At 39.8% G+C, this 17124-nt stretch carries 21 protein-coding genes; 17 read left to right on the top strand and 4 right to left on the bottom strand.

The annotated features are described in order from the left end of the window. Window positions 1-77: 77 nt before the first annotated feature. Both ACFSFW_RS19900 and ACFSFW_RS19905 read right to left on the bottom strand, forming a co-directional pair. Window positions 78-1184, bottom strand: coding sequence for a PAS domain-containing sensor histidine kinase (locus ACFSFW_RS19900; protein ID WP_388040749.1), 1107 nt, complete (start codon window positions 1182-1184; stop codon window positions 78-80). Next, the gene (locus ACFSFW_RS19905) at window positions 1177-1830 is read right to left on the bottom strand and encodes a response regulator (protein WP_309100455.1); all 654 of its coding nucleotides are present in this window, start codon (window positions 1828-1830) and stop codon (window positions 1177-1179) included. The genes ACFSFW_RS19900 and ACFSFW_RS19905 overlap by 8 nt, the downstream gene beginning before the upstream one ends. 210 nt (window positions 1831-2040) lie before the next feature. Here ACFSFW_RS19905 and ACFSFW_RS19910 point away from each other — a divergent pair, with 210 nt between their 5' ends. From ACFSFW_RS19910 to ACFSFW_RS19945, 8 genes are read left to right on the top strand one after another with little or no spacing between them, the layout of a single operon-like run. Continuing rightward, window positions 2041-3126, top strand: a complete 1086-nt coding sequence (locus ACFSFW_RS19910; RefSeq protein ID WP_388040751.1) for a hypothetical protein — start codon at window positions 2041-2043, stop codon at window positions 3124-3126. Further along, the gene (locus tag ACFSFW_RS19915; protein ID WP_388040752.1) at window positions 3113-5281 is read left to right on the top strand and encodes a molybdopterin oxidoreductase family protein; all 2169 of its coding nucleotides are present in this window, start codon (window positions 3113-3115) and stop codon (window positions 5279-5281) included. The genes ACFSFW_RS19910 and ACFSFW_RS19915 overlap by 14 nt, the downstream gene beginning before the upstream one ends. Next, window positions 5282-5839: a 4Fe-4S dicluster domain-containing protein gene (locus ACFSFW_RS19920; protein ID WP_099353997.1), complete on the top strand. Its 558-nt coding sequence runs from the start codon at window positions 5282-5284 to the stop codon at window positions 5837-5839. A gap of 42 nt (window positions 5840-5881) precedes the next feature. Continuing rightward, window positions 5882-6409 carry a Rieske (2Fe-2S) protein gene (locus ACFSFW_RS19925; protein WP_388040755.1) on the top strand — a complete coding sequence of 176 codons (528 nt, stop codon included), beginning with the start codon at window positions 5882-5884 and terminating at the stop codon, window positions 6407-6409. Then, the gene (locus tag ACFSFW_RS19930; protein ID WP_099361049.1) at window positions 6399-6584 is read left to right on the top strand and encodes a hypothetical protein; all 186 of its coding nucleotides are present in this window, start codon (window positions 6399-6401) and stop codon (window positions 6582-6584) included. The genes ACFSFW_RS19925 and ACFSFW_RS19930 overlap by 11 nt, the downstream gene beginning before the upstream one ends. Window positions 6585-6589: 5 nt before the next feature. Then, on the top strand, window positions 6590-6901 hold the full coding sequence (locus tag ACFSFW_RS19935; RefSeq protein ID WP_099353994.1) for a hypothetical protein: 312 nt from the start codon (window positions 6590-6592) through the stop codon (window positions 6899-6901). Further along, complete coding sequence (locus ACFSFW_RS19940; protein ID WP_388040758.1) at window positions 6888-7175, top strand: hypothetical protein; 288 nt, start codon at window positions 6888-6890, stop codon at window positions 7173-7175. Before ACFSFW_RS19935 ends, ACFSFW_RS19940 begins: the two co-directional genes overlap by 14 nt. Beyond that, window positions 7168-8673 (top strand): nitrate/nitrite transporter, encoded by a 1506-nt coding sequence (locus ACFSFW_RS19945; RefSeq protein WP_388040760.1) that lies wholly within the window; start codon window positions 7168-7170, stop codon window positions 8671-8673. The genes ACFSFW_RS19940 and ACFSFW_RS19945 overlap by 8 nt, the downstream gene beginning before the upstream one ends. A gap of 28 nt (window positions 8674-8701) precedes the next feature. On the opposite strand, the gene ACFSFW_RS19950 is transcribed toward ACFSFW_RS19945, so the two are convergent. Beyond that, a complete protein-coding gene (locus ACFSFW_RS19950; protein ID WP_388040761.1) occupies window positions 8702-9133 on the bottom strand; it encodes a GAF domain-containing protein in 432 nt (143 codons plus the stop codon). A gap of 312 nt (window positions 9134-9445) precedes the next feature. Here ACFSFW_RS19950 and ACFSFW_RS19955 point away from each other — a divergent pair, with 312 nt between their 5' ends. Next, a complete protein-coding gene (locus tag ACFSFW_RS19955) occupies window positions 9446-10177 on the top strand; it encodes a Crp/Fnr family transcriptional regulator (RefSeq protein WP_388040763.1) in 732 nt (243 codons plus the stop codon). 177 nt (window positions 10178-10354) lie between these two features. Here ACFSFW_RS19955 and ACFSFW_RS19960 read toward each other — a convergent pair whose 3' ends face one another. Continuing rightward, complete coding sequence (locus tag ACFSFW_RS19960) at window positions 10355-10678, bottom strand: DUF192 domain-containing protein (protein ID WP_099353989.1); 324 nt, start codon at window positions 10676-10678, stop codon at window positions 10355-10357. Window positions 10679-10916: 238 nt separating this feature from the next. On the opposite strand from ACFSFW_RS19960, the gene ACFSFW_RS19965 reads away from it, so the two are divergent. The 8 genes from ACFSFW_RS19965 (at window position 10917) to ACFSFW_RS20000 (ending at window position 17124) form a co-directional block, all read left to right on the top strand. Continuing rightward, a complete protein-coding gene (locus ACFSFW_RS19965; protein WP_388040764.1) occupies window positions 10917-11093 on the top strand; it encodes a Flp family type IVb pilin in 177 nt (58 codons plus the stop codon). A gap of 74 nt (window positions 11094-11167) precedes the next feature. Then, complete coding sequence (locus tag ACFSFW_RS19970; protein WP_388040766.1) at window positions 11168-11677, top strand: A24 family peptidase; 510 nt, start codon at window positions 11168-11170, stop codon at window positions 11675-11677. Beyond that, on the top strand, window positions 11674-12090 hold the full coding sequence (locus ACFSFW_RS19975; protein WP_388040768.1) for a TadE family protein: 417 nt from the start codon (window positions 11674-11676) through the stop codon (window positions 12088-12090). The genes ACFSFW_RS19970 and ACFSFW_RS19975 overlap by 4 nt, the downstream gene beginning before the upstream one ends. After that, entirely contained in the window at window positions 12091-13071 is a 981-nt protein-coding gene (locus ACFSFW_RS19980; protein ID WP_388040770.1) for a pilus assembly protein TadG-related protein, read from the top strand. Window positions 13072-13098: 27 nt separating this feature from the next. Beyond that, window positions 13099-13692 (top strand): Flp pilus assembly protein CpaB, encoded by a 594-nt coding sequence (gene cpaB / locus ACFSFW_RS19985; RefSeq protein ID WP_388040772.1) that lies wholly within the window; start codon window positions 13099-13101, stop codon window positions 13690-13692. Further along, window positions 13692-14864, top strand: a complete 1173-nt coding sequence (locus ACFSFW_RS19990) for a CpaE/TadZ family protein (RefSeq protein ID WP_388040774.1) — start codon at window positions 13692-13694, stop codon at window positions 14862-14864. Before cpaB ends, ACFSFW_RS19990 begins: the two co-directional genes overlap by 1 nt. Then, complete coding sequence (locus tag ACFSFW_RS19995) at window positions 14864-16177, top strand: TadA family conjugal transfer-associated ATPase (protein ID WP_388040776.1); 1314 nt, start codon at window positions 14864-14866, stop codon at window positions 16175-16177. The genes ACFSFW_RS19990 and ACFSFW_RS19995 overlap by 1 nt, the downstream gene beginning before the upstream one ends. Beyond that, window positions 16174-17124, top strand: coding sequence for a type II secretion system F family protein (locus tag ACFSFW_RS20000; RefSeq protein WP_388040777.1), 951 nt, complete (start codon window positions 16174-16176; stop codon window positions 17122-17124). The genes ACFSFW_RS19995 and ACFSFW_RS20000 overlap by 4 nt, the downstream gene beginning before the upstream one ends.

Genomic DNA, 17124 nt, shown 5'->3' on the forward strand with positions numbered 1-17124 from the left:
TTTGAAAATTTAGTAGATTCAAAGGAGAATCCGAAATGTGGCACAAAAAAGGGCCTGCATCAAAGCAGGCCAAACATCTATTTCGGTACCACTAACACTAACGAAGTACCTTTACCAACCTCGGATTCCAAGGTAATGCTACCACTAATCCCTCGAGCACGTTCTTCCATGCTGAAGAGGCCCACACCGTTTCCTTTTTCATCAACTGTAAAGCCTTGGCCTTTGTCGGTTATTTCAACGGTAACGTCCGAATTGCCTTCTTGAATCTTAACAATCGCTTCTGCTACATTGGCGTATTTGGCGATATTGGTTAACGCCTCCTGGACAACGCGATAAATGGTTGTTTCCTTATGAATATCAAGTCGTGTCTTTAATGTGCATTCGAACTCCACATCAATTCCGTAATGCTGGGAGTAGTGTTCAATATATTTTCGCAGTGCTGGAACGACACCAAGATCGTCCAACACAGAAGGGCGGAGTTCCCAGGCAAGACTGCGGATGTCCTCCATCATAAAAGAAACATCCTGACGCAAACGGCCAAGGCGCTCATCCGGCTTTTCACTAAGCAATTGATCGAGTTGAATCAATAATGAAAACATACTTTGACCAATGCCATCATGAAGTTCGCGTGAAAAACGTTTACGTTCTTCTTCTTGGATGCTGATGACTCGGGTCATCATGCTTTTTAGCTCTTCCTGTGTTTCTTTTAAGGCGGTAACCTCATGTCGAACGGCTAAATACTGATTGGGACGTCCATTTTCAGATAAAATGGGAACAATCGTCGTATCGACCCAATAAAATGATCCGTCCTTCGCTTTATTCTTAATTTCACCTTTCCAGACATGGCCAGACCCAATTGTACGCCACATTTCCTTCCAGAATTCCTTGTCATGATGGCCGGAATTAATGATTCGGTGGTCCTGCCCCATTAACTCTTCTCTTGAAAACTTTGAAATTTCGCAGAACTTATTATTGATATATTGAATTTTTCCTTGTCGATCTGTAATGGCAACAATCGAGGATTCATCTAGTGCAAAGGTTAAATCGGCAAGATGACGCAATGATTTCTCAACATCTTCGCGAAAAGCAGGATCCTCGATGTGTTTTTCTAGATCGGCCAAAAGCTTCAGTACATTTGGGCCGCCAATTTCAGATTGGTGTTTGAGTCGGTCAATTTTATTCAAAATGCAATAATCCTTTCTTCATTGCGTATTTCACAAGCTCTGGTCGAGATTTCAACCCGAGTTTCTCCATTAAGTTACTTTTATGTGATTCAACGGTTTTTACACTAATCACTAAACGCTCAGCGATTTCTTTGTTTGAATAACCCTTTGCAATCCATTCGAGCACTTCTTTTTCCCGTTCTGAAAGCAATGCGAATGTGTCCGCATTATCACCCTTTTTAACGCGGTCCAAATATCCACTCATCAAAACCTTTGTTGCAGAGGGTGTTAAATAGGCATTCCCTGTTGAAACGGATTCTATTGCTCCCAGCAAATCCTCGTGTGGTGCATTTTTTAAAATATAACCTGAAGCCCCAGATTGGATGGCCCTAAATAAGTATTCCTCATCATCGTGCATGGTTAAAATGAGGATTGCGATGTCTGGCATGAGCTCGTGAAGCTCCTGTGTTGCAGTTAATCCATCTTTTCCGTGAGGCATGCTTAAATCCATTAGCACGACATCAGGGTTTAATTCCTTTGCTTTTTTAATCGCTTCGTCACCTTCAGATGCTTCCCCAATTACTTCTATATTATTTTTCCCGTTCAATAGCATCATCAGTCCCGAACGGACAACGGCATGGTCGTCCACAATCAGTAATTTAACCACGTTATTCCTCCCCCTAAAACGAATCAGACGTTTTCCATTCACAATAGTTCCATTATAGCATGTTCTGGCGGTTTTTTTGAAAATCAATCGTTCAAGGAATTGTTACAAATAAGGGGTTTTTCTTCCAAAGATAGGGGGGTTCCCTGATATGTTTTAAATCACACTTCTTCTACAATAGGTTTATGTTAATTGATTTGAGGAGGAGTTCGTATGCAGGCAAAAGCTGCAGCAATCCAAAAAAAGCAAACACCGGCTTATAATAACGCGTTTGCATCAAAGTTTGCCAAGTCCATGTTTTTATCTGTGCTAGGGCTGGCGGTTTTATCATTTATTGGAACGAGAATGTTTACACATGTTGACTTAAATCTATACGGCTATATGGTAGGAACCATTGTTTTCATTGGAGGCTTCTTTTACCGCTTCATTGCTTGGGGAGAAAGACCGCCAACGAAGATCATTATTAAAAAAGGTATAAAACTTTTATTTCGAAAATCAACCCCAAAAACATCTGTAGAGCATTTAGCTACCTACAATTTCATTTGGAATAGGGGAATTTACCGATGGACCCAGCATATTTTAATCGGTTGGGGTTGCATCCTTTCTTGTTTTGTTACATTTCCACTTGTCTTCGGTTGGATGTATTTTACGATGGACGAGAATGGCTATTACAACATCATTGCGATGGGGATACAAGTCATGACCGTACCTGCCGATGGTATCATCGCGAATCTATCTTATAATGCCTTAAATATTACCGCAGTCATGGTAATTGCAGGGGTTTGCATGGCATTGTACCGCCGAATGAAAAATCTACAGGCAAGAGCTGAACAAAAATTTATGTATGACTTGCTGCCACTTTATATGCTGTTATTAGTCAGCATTACCGGTTTACTTTTAACCTTCATGAACATTTTCTTACATGGTGCAGGTCAGCCAGTGATGTCACTCATCCACCAATGGTCAGTGATTATCACATTGATTTACCTGCCATTCGGAAAGCTTGCTCACATTCCATTCCGCCCTATGAGTGTGTTGGCAAGAAACTATCGTGAGCATTATGCAGAAACAGAAACGAAGAAATGCAAGGTTTGTGGAGAGGGCTTTGTATCAACTGAACAATCACAAGATGTCATCAATGTACTTGATGTGAACGATATTCATTTTAAAACAAGAGAAGGCCATCATTTAGCAGAAATGTGTCTTCCATGTCGCAGAAAATACCGGATTGCACAATTTTCCGGCTTCCCAACCCACGAGGTTAAAGTCAAGGAGGCAAATCAGAATGCAAAGGGATAAGTTTTTTAAAGAAGTTAAAAATGTCATTCATCCGAACGAAAAATTAATTAAAACACATTGTAGCTACTGCGGAATGCAATGTGGAATGAATTTACGCGTCAATACAACCACAAACAAAATTGTAGGGGTTGAGCCGCGCTATGATTGGCCGGTAACCGTCGGAAAAATGTGTCCGAAAGGGGTAACGGCATACCAGCAAACGAACCACAAGGACCGAATCTTAAAACCACTTATTCGTGATGATGCTTCCTTAAAAGGAACGAAAGAAGGTTTTCGGGAAGCAAGCTGGGATGAAGCATATGATTTAATTGCTAAAAAGTTCAAGGGCTTGCAAGCGGAATATGGGAAGGATTCATTATCCGTCTTCAGCGGAGTATCGATGACAAATGAAAAATGTTATTTAACAGGAAAATTTGCTCGGGTTGCACTAGGAACTCGTTACATTGATTACAATGGCCGTTTCTGTATGTCTAGTGCTGCTGGTGGATTCCTTCGCTCCTTTGGGGTTGACCGTGGATCGACATTACCATGGACAGATATCCATGAAACAGATTGTTTGTTTATCGCAGGAAGCAACACAGCAGAGTGTCACCCGACTTCCATGTTCCGCGTCTGGAATGTACAGGAACGAGGAGGCTACATCATTGTCGTGGATCCGCGCGAAACACCGATAGCAAGAAGAGCGGATGTACACCTTGATCTAAAACCAGGTACAGATTTAGCCCTAGCAAACGGGATTTTACATTTGCTTATTGAAAACGGCTATACAGATGAAGAATTTATTGCCAATCATACGAATGGCTTTGACGAGACGAAGGAACTTGTGAAGGAATTCACACCTGAATACACAAGCGAGTTAACAGGAGTCGCACCAGAAAAGATTATTCGCGCTGCTGAGATTTATGGAAAAGCACCGAATGCGGTTGTGATGTTTGCCCGCGGTATTGAGCAACAACATAAAGGCGTTGATAATGTATCTGGATATACAAATATGGCCCTTATTACAGGAAAAATTGGCCGTCCAAAATCAGGCGTAGCCACTTTTACAGGTCAAGGAAATGGGCAAGGTGGCCGAGAACATGGTCAAAAATCAGACCTGTTGCCAGGCTATCGCAAACTGACGAATCCGGAGCATGTTAAAGAAGTTTGCAGTGTTTGGGGGATTACTCCTGAAGAAATGCCAAAGCCAGGTGTTTCTGCATATGAAATGTTTGAACTAATGGAGCAAAAGACCATTCGTGGACTTTATCTCCTTTGCTCAAATCCGGCAGTATCTGCACCAAACCTAAACTTTGTCAGAAATGCACTTAAATCACTAGACTTCATGGTGTGTGCAGACTTTTACCTATCAGAGTCAGCAGAGTTTGCAGATGTCGTTCTCCCGTCTGTGACATGGTCAGAAGATGAGGGAACAGTTACGAATATTGAAGGACGTATTATTAAAATCAATAAAGCACAAGAACCAATTGGTGAATCAAAACCTGACTGGCAAATGCAGGTTGAACTTGCAGAGCGTCTAGGTAGAGGGGAATATTTTTCACACTTAAAAACAGCTAGAGATGTTGCCGACGAGTTCCGACTCGCAAGTAAAGGTGGATATGCCGATTATTACGGGGCGACCTGGGATAAAATCGAAAAACAAGACGGCGTATTCTGGCCGTGCCGTGATGAGGAAGACAAGGGAACACCACATATGTTCCTTGATAAGAAATTCTATCATCCAGATGGAAAAGCAAAAATTTGTGCATTGCCATATCGTCCACCAGCAGAAGAACCGGATGAAAACTATCCACTTCGCTTAACAACAGGACGTGTCGTGTACCACTACTTATCTGGAAACCAAACAAGACGTATTTCATTTTTACATGATATGTGTCCAGAACCATATGTCGAGGTCCATCCAGAATTGGCGGCAAAATATGATATTCAGCATGAAGAACGTGTTCGCCTTTTTACAAGAAGGGGCGAGAGCATTTATAAAGTGAAAATCACGGAAGCGATCCGAAAAGATACGGTATTTGTTCCATATCATTTCGGTCATGAGGAATCTATAAATCTACTGACAATTGCAGCGCTTGATCCAATTTCAAAAATGCCAGAGTTCAAGGCATGTGCTGCCCAGATTGAAAAATTAGTTGCAAAGAAGGTGCAATAAATGCAAAAACGGCTTTACTTAGAACTTGAGAACTGTATCGGTTGCCGCTCATGTCTTGCGGCATGTACACAATGCGGTGGGCATGAACAACGAAACCGAAACTATGTATATGACGTGAATCCGCTAGTGAATAGACAGACCATGCCACTTATGTGCCTTCACTGTGTAAACCCAGCTTGTGCAAGGAGTTGTCCGGCACAGGCAATTCAAATCCATGAGTCAGGTGCCGTGTTATCTGCACTCGTGGAAAAATGCATTGGCTGTCAAAACTGTACGATTGCGTGCCCATATGGAATTCCGAAATTCGATGAAGAGCAAAACTTAATGTACAAATGTGACCTCTGTATCGATCGCTCAAAAGATGGCATTCCACCAATGTGTGCAAGTGTTTGTCCGTCTAACACCATCCAGTGGTTAACAGATGAAGAAATCGAAAATAAGAAGAAGCACCATAATCTTGATAATGGAAAATGGGTTACAAGCATGCCGCTTGAAGGAGAAACGAACGTAAAGATAAGTTTACCTGGTATTTTACAAGGTATTCAGAAGTTATTTTAGAAAGTTGTTCAAAAAGGAAGCATCCGCTAAGGAGTGATGGGAATGCCGTCTGATAAAAATAATAAAATCCCTTTTAATGAGGATAATTACACGCATAATATTAACCGTAAAAATGAACGAAGCCTTGATCGCCGTGGCTTCATGAAGACTTTAGTCGGTGCAGCTGGAGTGTTTGCCATTTCATCTCTGCCATGGGGGGCTGTTGCTGCTAAGGAATTAATGGGACTTGGAGAAAAAGAATATTCCCATAAAAAAATCACCGATGTGAGTAAATTGGCTGTAGGTGATTCTATTGATTTTACTTTTCCTGGTGACCATGATGATGCCATTTTAATTAGACTTTCCGAAACCAAATATGTGGCCTATCAAAATGCATGTACCCATCTCCGTTGTCCTGTTTTTTGGGTGAAGGAGGAGGGACAAATGGTTTGTCCTTGCCACCACGGATTCTTTGATGCAGAAACGGGTGCACCAACTGCAGGTCCACCACGCCGTCCATTGCCAGAAATTCAAGTGAAGGTGGAAAATGGTGCAGTCTATGCGGTGAGGGTGAAACGATATGAAGCGTAGTTACCAAGGTGTACTACTCCTATCCGTCATCTTGTTATTAAATATCATTTTTACACAAAAAATGGTCCATCAATACTTTTATGAAAACTATGTAAATACGCTGATCTATTGCGGCTTAAACATTGTGTTATTTCCAGTCGCTTTGGTTGTATATAAAAAGTTGAAAAAGGCGTGACGTACATGAACAGTGAAACCTATCTTGATTTTTGTTTTATTAGAGAGGCAACCGGTAATTTTACAGAAGAAATTAATGAGCTCTTAACAAAGCTGTTTAAGGGCATACGATTGAGTTGGTACTTGGAGGAAAAGACGGAGGAAGGCATTGAAATAGTGATTGCTGAGGTCAAAGGAATGAGTAGATGGCAATCTGAGGATGAAACCATCGACTACATCGAAACACATGCAGACGATGCCTTTTGGTCCTATCTTCAAGGTTATAAAATGTTCATCTATCCTGTTAAGAGAGGGTGTGGCAGCTGTGGAGTTAACTGAAATTAGTAGCTTGGAATCTTTCATATTGGGAAATGTGGAAGTGTCCATTTTGGATGAAGATGGGGATGATAAAGCTCCATTTGTAAAAAAGGAAATTATTAAAACAGAGCTTTGTCCGGATCGGACCCACCTCCGCATTTACTTTGACCGATTGCAGTTCTTTGCGGTCCCTTTAACTGCTGAGGTAGCGATAAGTGATGATATTTGGTCGGCTTTTGACGAGCAAGCGGGATTAACCTATGTCGTAAAAAAGGTGTGTGGACAGGATGGTTAGGAAAATTCAACTTCCCCTTCAAACATTAAACCTTGTTGTTGGTTTTATGGTCTGGGTGCTTATTTCATCCCTTTTGCCTTTTATGAAAGAGGATATTCATATACCAGCAAATCAATTAGCATTAGTAACTGCAATACCCGTTGTCCTTGGTTCCATTTTGCGAATTCCACTTGGATATTACGCAAATCAAATTGGTGCACGAATCATCTTTTTACTAAGTTTCATTTTATTGTTGTTCCCAGTTTACTATATTAGTATAGCTGACACAGTAACTGACCTATTGATTGGCGGGCTGTTTCTGGGTATTGGTGGAGCTGTTTTCTCGGTAGGGGTTACTTCATTACCTAAATACTACCCAAAAGAAAAACACGGATTTGTTAATGGAATCTATGGTGCGGGTAACCTTGGAACTGCGATTTCAACCTTTGCAGCACCAGTGATTGCTACAAAAATCGGTTGGTCGTTAACCGTTCAATTATATTTAATTGTCCTTGCGATTTTTATCGTAGCAAACTTTTTATTGGGAGATAAAAAGGAAGTAAAGGTTCAAACTCCTTTAATGGAGCAAATTAGAGGAGTCTATAAAAACGAAAAACTATGGCTTCTAAGCTTATTCTACTTTATTACGTTTGGTTCTTTCGTTGCTTTTACCGTTTATTTACCAAACTTTTTAGTAGAGAATTTCGGTTTAGATAAGATCGATGCGGGGATTAGAACAGCAGGCTTTATTGTTCTTGCAACCTTGATGCGACCAATAGGTGGTTGGCTAGCGGACCGTTTCCATTCGCTAAAATTATTGATGTTTGTGTTCGGGTGCTATACGGTGTCTGCCATGATCCTATCATTTGCGCCTTCAATCGGTTGGTATACAATCGGATGCTTAACAATTGCTTTCTGCGCGGGAATGGGAAATGGGGTTATTTTTAAATTAGTACCAATGTATTTCCAAAAACAAGCGGGGATTGTGAATGGTATTGTATCAGCAATTGGCGGACTAGGGGGATTTTTCCCACCGATTCTCTTGGGGATTCTCTACCATGTCAACGGCCATTACGCAATTGGATTTATGGCCTTATCTGAGGTGGCATTAGCAAGCTTAATTCTTGTGGTGTGGATGTACTATAATGGAAGAATGGAACTTGCGAAACAGGTCATAGATCATACTGCAGAAGGAATCATGGTTACAGATTTACATGGAAAAATCATTTCTGTGAATCCAGCTTTTACGACGGTTACAGGTTTTACAGAGGAAGAAATTATTGGGAAAACACCAAATGTCCTCAAATCTGGTAAACAGCCAAAAGAATTTTATGAGGACCTCTGGCGAAAAATCGAAACAGAAGGCTTCTGGCAAGGACAAATCTGGAACAAACGTAAGGACGGATCGAATTACTTACAATGGCTCACCATCAGTGCCATTAAAAATGATTCTGGCGATATCGTACAATACGCCGGTATGCTAAGTGATATGACCGGAAAACAAGTTAAACAAGGTTAAAACAAAAAATGAATCCTATTTATGGGATTCATTTTTTTATTTCAGCAAATTCACTTGCTGTCTTTTTTAATAACTCTATTTGTTCGGTTGTGTATTTTACTTCAGTGCGTGAGCCGATGAGAAGAACCCCAGCAACCTTTCCATTCACATGGACTGGGACTGCAACAGCTGAAACTAGGTTTTCTGCTAGCATGATAGGGTATTGGAGTCGTGTTTGCTGTCGGTTTGGTGTATCGATGTCTAGGATCATGGTTATACCAAAACGGACAACGGATCCAGATAGGCCTTTGCCAGGACGAATGACCATATTCTTAAAACGGTTATTTGTAAAACCGTATGCATATTCCCAGCGGATTGTATGAGTTTCTTGATCGACATTCGCATATGCAGAGAAATCACTTGAGGTATTTGTACACAAATCATGAAGTTTTTGTTCAATTTCCACTTGTATTGCTTCCATGAGTAATCTCTCCTCGAAATTGTTCGTGATTTCTTCTTTATATAGACGTAATAGAAATTTTATATCTTCCTATCTATTGTAAATCTTTTTAACAAGATTGTATGTCAGGGAATTCCCTTATCTTTATAGTCATTAAAGATGAATTTTATGTTCGTCATAGGGGGAGTTCTTAGAGGCTGTGCTTGTCTAGGGGAAAATCACGGGAATTTAAATAGGGGAATTCGGAGCAAAAGTTCAGGAGTTCCCCTGATACCGGTTTTTCACTATTGGCCGTATGATTATAGTATAAAGTCATGGCGGGGGGAACCAAAAATGGCAATGAGTATACAGGAACTAAATAGCGAGATTCCTCATATAGAGTCAATTAATGAAAGCATTGATCAATTTTTATCTGAAGAAAATTTAAATAAATTACAAAGTATTATGCGCATTAGAAAAGTAGGAGCGGGAACTCACCTCTTTTGGGATGGTGAGGAGGCAAAAGAAATGTACTATATCAAATCTGGCAGAGTGAAACTCCGTGCATCCTCAGAAGCAGGAAAGGACTTCTTACTATCAATTAAAGAAAAAGGAAGTCTAATTGGCGAATTTGGCGGCTTCACTGAAAGCCTCTACTACAATTATCGTGCAGATGTAGAAGAAGCTGCTGAGATCGGCATCATCCACATTAACGATTTGAAAAAGTTATTATATCAATTTGGGAATTTTGCAGTTGAATTTATGAGTTGGATTGGTTGGACACAGCGTATCATGCAGAACAAATTATATGATTTCCTGTTTTTTGACAAACAAGGGGCACTGGCATCTACATTAATTAAACTAACCACAACACATGGTGTGAAGTGTAAGGATGGGATCCTCCTTGCAATCGAACTAACGAACAAAGATTTAGGTGATTTCATCGGCACTACTCGTGAAAGTGTCAACCGTATTTTAAACAGCTGGAAAAGAGAAGGAATTGTTGAAATGTACGACCATAAAGTCGTCATCACCCGAATCAATTGCTTATATGAAATCTGCGACTACTCGGGTGGAGTCCATTAGGGACACAGGGACAGGTCCCGTGTCCCACCAATTTTTTCCTGGGACAGTGGACCTGTCCCTCTGAACCAATATAGAAAAAGGTGACCTATTTTTTGTAGGTCACCTTTTTTGTTTTATATAGAGAACGTAATGTGGGGTAGATCAAACAACAATCTAGCGAACGACGAGGCGACCTTTTTAGAGAACAAGCTGATCGCCGATTTGTAGATTGTATTTTTTTATAGTCCCCGTTGGGAGCTCTAATGTAGAGAAAGCTCTTCTCTTAGGAATCGCAATTCTCCACGGCTGGAGATTATAGCGTACATCTACTATTCTATTTTCCTTATCTAAGAAAACAATATCCAGCGGAAATCTCATAAAAAACATATGTATAGATTCACACGGTGTTAAATGAAGCCCTTTATTTACGTATGGTTTCCTTTCAAACATCAAGCCCTTGAATCGCTTCATAAATGTATCAGCCTTACTAATTGGTAGATTTAGGTCTAAAGAACGTTGCATAATCCATTCCTCCTATTAGTTTGTTCGTTATTGTTCATTATATAGTATATTTTGTTCTAAATAAAAAACAAAATAGTAAGAAAAAGAGAGAAAAAGAGAGATTAATAGAGAAAGGTGGTCATTATATAGAACAAATGGCCTATTTTGACTGTTTTCAATATAGAACGTTCGATATATACTAAAGTCAAGTTCAATATAAAGAACAAACAAAAACAAAAAAATTTAGGAGGAAACAAAAATGATGAAAAACTTAGTAGGAAGATTAGTTAAGGAAGAAGAAGGACAAGCATTAACAGAGTATGGGTTATTAATTGGTTTAATTGCAATTGCTGTAATCGCTGCTGTAACTGCTTTAGGTACAAAACTTGATGGCATCTTTACAAAGATAACAGGGAAATTAACAAATTTATTTTAAGAAGAAGATGAAATTTATATAATTTAGCCCTGCTTAAGCAGGGCTACTATTTTATCAAGTGGAGGAATATCAAAATGGAAAACGTAATCATCTGCCTCATCCTAATCATCTCCGTAATAACAGATCTTCGCAACCGAAAGATACTTAATATTGTCACCTTTCCAGCCATCCTTGGCGGCCTCATTTATTTTACTTCTTTCTCTGGGTTCGATGGCTTTTTATTTAGTGGAAAAGGTTTTTTAGTAGGCCTTGGTTTACTATTTATTCCATTTGTAATGGGGGGCATTGGAGCTGGAGACGTAAAACTATTAGCCGCAATTGGTGCATGGAAAGGGGCAATGTTCGTTTTTTACACTGGTATTTATGCGGCGTTATTCGGGGGACTAATTGCCATCATCGTTCTTATAAAACAAAGAAAGCTAGGCTTCACATTTAAAAGCATACTGTTTTCATTAGTATTTTTTAGAGGAACCCAAGGCTCACTAAATATTAGTTCTGGAAGTCAGGGAACTATATCTATTCCTTACGCTATACCAATTACAATTGGAGCACTTCTAACATTTATATGGGAGTTTTACAAATGAAATCACAAAAAGGTCAATCATTAGTTGAAACAGCACTTATTCTACCAATCATATTAATGATTTTATTTGGGATTACAGATTTTGGCCGTATTTTTCATGCGTATTTAACACTTGATCATGCAGGGCGGGAAGCTGCTAGGGTTGCAACAGTTGGTTCCACTTTAGGAACAATCCAAACTAAAATTACGAATGCTACAGACACATTAGAAAGTAATACTCCAGGTGAACCGAAAAAGGTCGGCCAAACCATATATTTTGGCACTTCGGTGGTAACTGATAGTACAACCACTCCTACAAGTGGTGATGAAGTGAAAATAGAGCTAACCTACAAAGTTGACTTTTTAACGCCGATTATAAGCCAAATAGTAGGAGAGTTCGATTTAAAAGATATAACGGTTATGAGGGTGGAGTAAATGAAAAGAACCTATCAATTTATTAAACGTTTTTACAACGACCAAAGTGGTGTGTCAATGGTTCTAGTTGCTCTCCTTATGGTAGTGTTGCTGGGTTTTTCAGCAATCGTCGTGGATGCTGGTGCTTTATATTTGAAGAAAAGTCAGCTTCAAAATGCATTGGATGCAGCTGTACTTGCCGGAGCCCAAGAGTTAAGAGGAGTAGCCTTTGATGGGACAATCAGGGCAAAGGCAAAACAGGCAGCAATAGATATTGCACAAGAAAATGGCCTTACTATCATCGATGCTGGTACAGAGGAAAACAAAATAGTAGTTACACAAGACTCTGTAGAAGTTACGCAGACTGTAAAAGAAAACCTCTATTTCGCAAGAGTATTATCACCAGACCTAACCGATGCAGATGTAAAAGCACATGCTAAGGCTGAAATACAATCATTAATTAATCCAAATGGGGCGATACCGGTAGCTTTTAAGCACAAGCTACTTCAGGATGGAAGCTTTGGTCAAGAATTTCGTTTGAAAGCAGAATCATCTGAAACTGGAAATTATGGATTTCTGGCAATCGGTGGGCAAGGGGCAGATGTTCTTGCTAAAGGGATTAAAGAGGGTGTCACAGTTAATATTGGGGATAAGCCTGATACCGAGCCAGGAAGTATATCAAGTGTTACCGATGTATTTGATGACAGAATTAAAGAGGATAACAATGACCCAAATAAAAAGGAAAAGTGTAATGATCCGACTACTGTAGACAACACATGTCGACGGCTAGTAACTATCCCATTGGTTGATGTTGAGACATATCCAAACGGACGAAAAGAAATTGAAATTGTGGGTTTAGCAGCATTTTTATTAACAGAAGCAAGTGGGAATGGAAATAGCACGGTAATTACGGGGAAATTCATTGAATACAAGCTAAAAAACAGTTACACCCCGAACCAGGGTTTTCCTGAAACAATTAGAAAAGTCAAACTCGTAAACTAGTAAAAAATAACAAAAAGCAGGTGACGTATGAACACGAAAAAAATCTGGATAGCTGCAATGGTTTTTGGTCTTGTTGCCTCTGGGCTATTATACATACTTTTAAATACTGAACAGCCAACGAAAGCACAAACTGCTAGCAAAGAGGTTGCACAGGAAGATAAGGATGAAGAAAATGAGGAAATTGTACAACCGGAAGAAACAGAAGTGGCTTCCGCTGAATCTTCAGGAATAAAGATTGCAAAAGGAAACCGCGCGATGACATTCGGCGTGACTGATGTTCAAGGGGTAGCTGGACTTGTAAAACCTGGTTCATTTGTCGATGTTGTGGCAGTAATGACGGTTCCGGAAGAATATAAAGCGGAAGGGCAGCCCGACTCAGCAACACTTCTTTTACAAAATGTGAAAGTATTAGAAATTGGTCATGCAGCGGATAATCCTGAAACTGAGAAGAAACGCTACCAAATGGTAACCGTTGAAGTAACACCGAAGCAAGGTTTGGCATTAGGATTTGCGTCAAGATATGAATTGTATTTAATGCTTAGAGAAGAAGGGGACCACGATGTTGAACCAACACATACGCATGTTCATGAGGACCAACTTCACGAAGGAGTGTTTAAGTGATGATTAAACTAATTTCTATTTTTGAAAATGAAGAAACGAAGTCTATGCTTGATGCTATAGCGAAAAAAGTAGATAGAAAAATAGAGTGGACAACTCATGAGGAACTTTTCGAGAAATTGCTTCCAACTGAACAGTCACTTGTATTACTTCCAAAATCCACTTCATATGACATTTACAATCTATGTTCAACAATTAAGAATGAGTACCGTCATTCAAAGGTATTACTTGTTTTTGAATATGAAACAGAACTAGATTCCAAACAGGCAATTCGTGCAGGAGCGACGGATGTAATTTTTCTATCGTCAAGCCCTTCAAAAATCCGTGATGATATTCAAAATGCGATACAAGAAACTAAAAATCAGATCATCTATCAAATGGATCAACCTAAAAAGAACGGAAAAGTTATTACGGTTGGAAGTACAAAGGGTGGAGTTGGCAAAACAAGTATCTCTGTTAACCTAGCTGCATCCTATGGAAAGAGATTAGCAAAAGTTGCGATTCTTGATTTAGACCTTCAGTTTGGTGATGTGTCAATGTTCTATGATGTGAAGCCGAAAAGAACGATTTACGACTGGGTAAAAGAAGATCGCACTGGAGAGCAAATTGAAAACTTTATGACACCATTCAAAAACGGAATTTCTATTTTGGCAGCTCCACAGCGACCTGAATTTGCAGAGGTGATAACGGGTGACGATGTGAAAAGAGCGATAAAAGCTTTAAAGGAAAACTACGATATTGTCGTCGTCGACACAGCTCCACATTTGGATGAAAATTCTATTGTTGCTTTGGAAAAATCGGATGAAATTCTTCTCGTCACACATCAGGACCTTCCAACCTTAAAAAATACGAAATTATTAATTGAAACATTAGAAACCTTACAGCTTCTTGAAAAGGTAAAAATGGTTTTAAACCGCCAGGCTAAGGTAAAAGGGCTAACCATTGAAACGGTCGAAAAGATCATTGGGCAAAAGGTTGCCTTCACATTACCAGCAATGGAAAAAGTCATGGTTACTTCAGTCAATGAAGGTAAGCCACTCGTCTATTCCTATCCTAGGTCACAGGTGGCGAAGAAAATTTTTCAAATGGCCGATACCATTGTTGCGCCTGTTGGTACATCCGGCCGCAAAAAGCTTAAGTCAAAACGAGTGATCCATGCAGGGGGTATGGTCTGATGTCGTTATTAGCGAGGCTTGGTGGTGAGACTCCGGTTAAGGAGCTAAAGAAGGACCCTCCAAAAATAAAGACAGCAAGCGTTAAATCAAGTGAACTAGGAGTTCGCCTACATAATTACCTTGTTGAGGAACTGAAAAAGCCAATCTATCAAGATCGAAACCTAGAGGAAATAATTGATAAGCTTTCGGAAAGCTTTCTAGAAGCAGAGGGTGAACAGCTCGCTTACGAAGAAAAGAAGCAGCTGAAATATGATATGTCCTACGAGCTAACGGGTTTTGGACCAATATCTCCATTACTTGCTGACCCTGAAATTTCTGAAGTCATGGTTAATGGTCCAAAGGATATTTATATTGAATCGAGGGGGAAAATCGAAAAAACAGATGTACAATTTCGCGATGATTTGCATGTTTTACGGATAATCGAAAAAATTGTTGCTCCCTTAGGACGAAGAATTGATGAGAGTTCCCCATTAGTAGATGCAAGACTACCGGACGGATCGCGTGTAAATGCAATTATTCCGCCACTTGCTTTAAATGGGCCAACTATTACAATTCGTAAATTCTCTGCAACTCCTTTTACGATCTATGATTTGTTGCGTATGGGAACCTTAAGTGAACAAATGGCCGATTTTTTAAAGGCTGCCGTAGAATCAAAGCTAAATATTTTTATTAGTGGGGGAACAGGATCAGGGAAAACGAGCACATTGAATGTGTTGTCATCCTTCATTCCGAGAAATGAACGCATCGTTACAATAGAGGACGCCGCCGAGCTCAGGTTATCACAAGACCATGTGGTGTCACTGGAGTCACGTCCACGAAATATCGAGGGGCAAGGTGAAATAACTATTCGTGATCTTGTTCGAAATTCACTTCGGATGCGCCCAGATCGAATTATTGTCGGTGAAGTCCGTGGTGCGGAAGCACTTGATATGCTTCAAGCGATGAATACTGGACATGATGGAAGCTTAGGGACAGGACACGCGAACACCCCCCGAGACCTTTTAGCGAGGCTGGAAACAATGGTGTTAATGGCCGGATTCGATCTTCCTGTTAGAGCTATTCGTGAACAAATTGCGGGTGCCCTTAATTTAATTGTCCAACAATCTCGAATGAAAGACGGTACCAGAAAAATCACGAAAATTACCGAAGTTTTAGGACTTGAAGGAGATACGATTGTCCTGCAGGATCTTTTCGTTTATCAGGAGGGTAAAAAACAAGAGTTTGCCTCTACTGGAATTCTTCCGGATTGTGCTGAAAAGCTTGAGTATGCGGGTTTTGATGTGCGATTGATGATTAGGGAGGAGTGGATATGAGCACTTCCGTTTTAATTGCTGTATCTGCGTTTTTGGTAGTTACCCTTTTTACCGGAATTGTAATTACAATGATTACGGAAAAAGGAAAGTACGAAAAACGAGTCAGTAAATATTTACCTATAAAAAAAGAGGAAGAAAAGAAAAGGAAGAACCGTGAAGGTGTTTTGTTAAAAAAAATCAGCGAAAGCATGGAGCGCGCGATTCATTTTTCAAAATACGAAACGATTCTTACGCAATCAGGGCTAAAAATGACTCAAGGTGAGTTGTTTATTTGGAGAGTCATTGGTGCTTGTGTAGTTGTGGGTATTGGATATTTATATGAGTTCCATTTCCTTTTATTGATATTATGTGGAATCATCGGTTTCTATCTTCCGACTTTGTATATCAAACGCAAACGGAAACTTCGCCTGAAAAAGTGCTCTGAACAGCTAGGGAATGCATTAGGGACAATGGCAAATGCATTACGGGCTGGATTTAGTTTCATGCAGGCGATGAAAATGGTAGCCGAAGAAATCGAAGATCCATTAGGACCGGAATTTTTGAATACACTGAAGGAAATAAATTATGGTGTTAAGATTGAGGATGCCTTCGATAATCTACTTAAAAGATTACCAGACCGAGAGCTCGAAATGGTTTTAACCACGTTGTTAATCCAACGTTCAAGTGGTGGAAACTTAGCATATTTACTTGAAACAATGCAGGAAACAATTATTGACCGCTCGAGGGTGCAAGATGAGGTAAAGACATTGACCGCACAAGGAAAAATGTCATCAGTTATCATTACTTTATTACCGCCAGCATTGGCATTGTATTTAACTTTAGTGAACCCAGAATATTTTAATATGCTTTTTTCACATCCATTAGGTTGGGGGATGCTTATCGTGGGTGGAATTAATATGATTTTAGGATGGTTATTTATTAATAAAATTGTACACATTGAGGTGTAG

Source organism: Ferdinandcohnia salidurans (assembly GCF_042680725.1).
Taxonomy (GTDB): Bacteria; Bacillota; Bacilli; order Bacillales; family Bacillaceae_L; genus Ferdinandcohnia; species Ferdinandcohnia salidurans.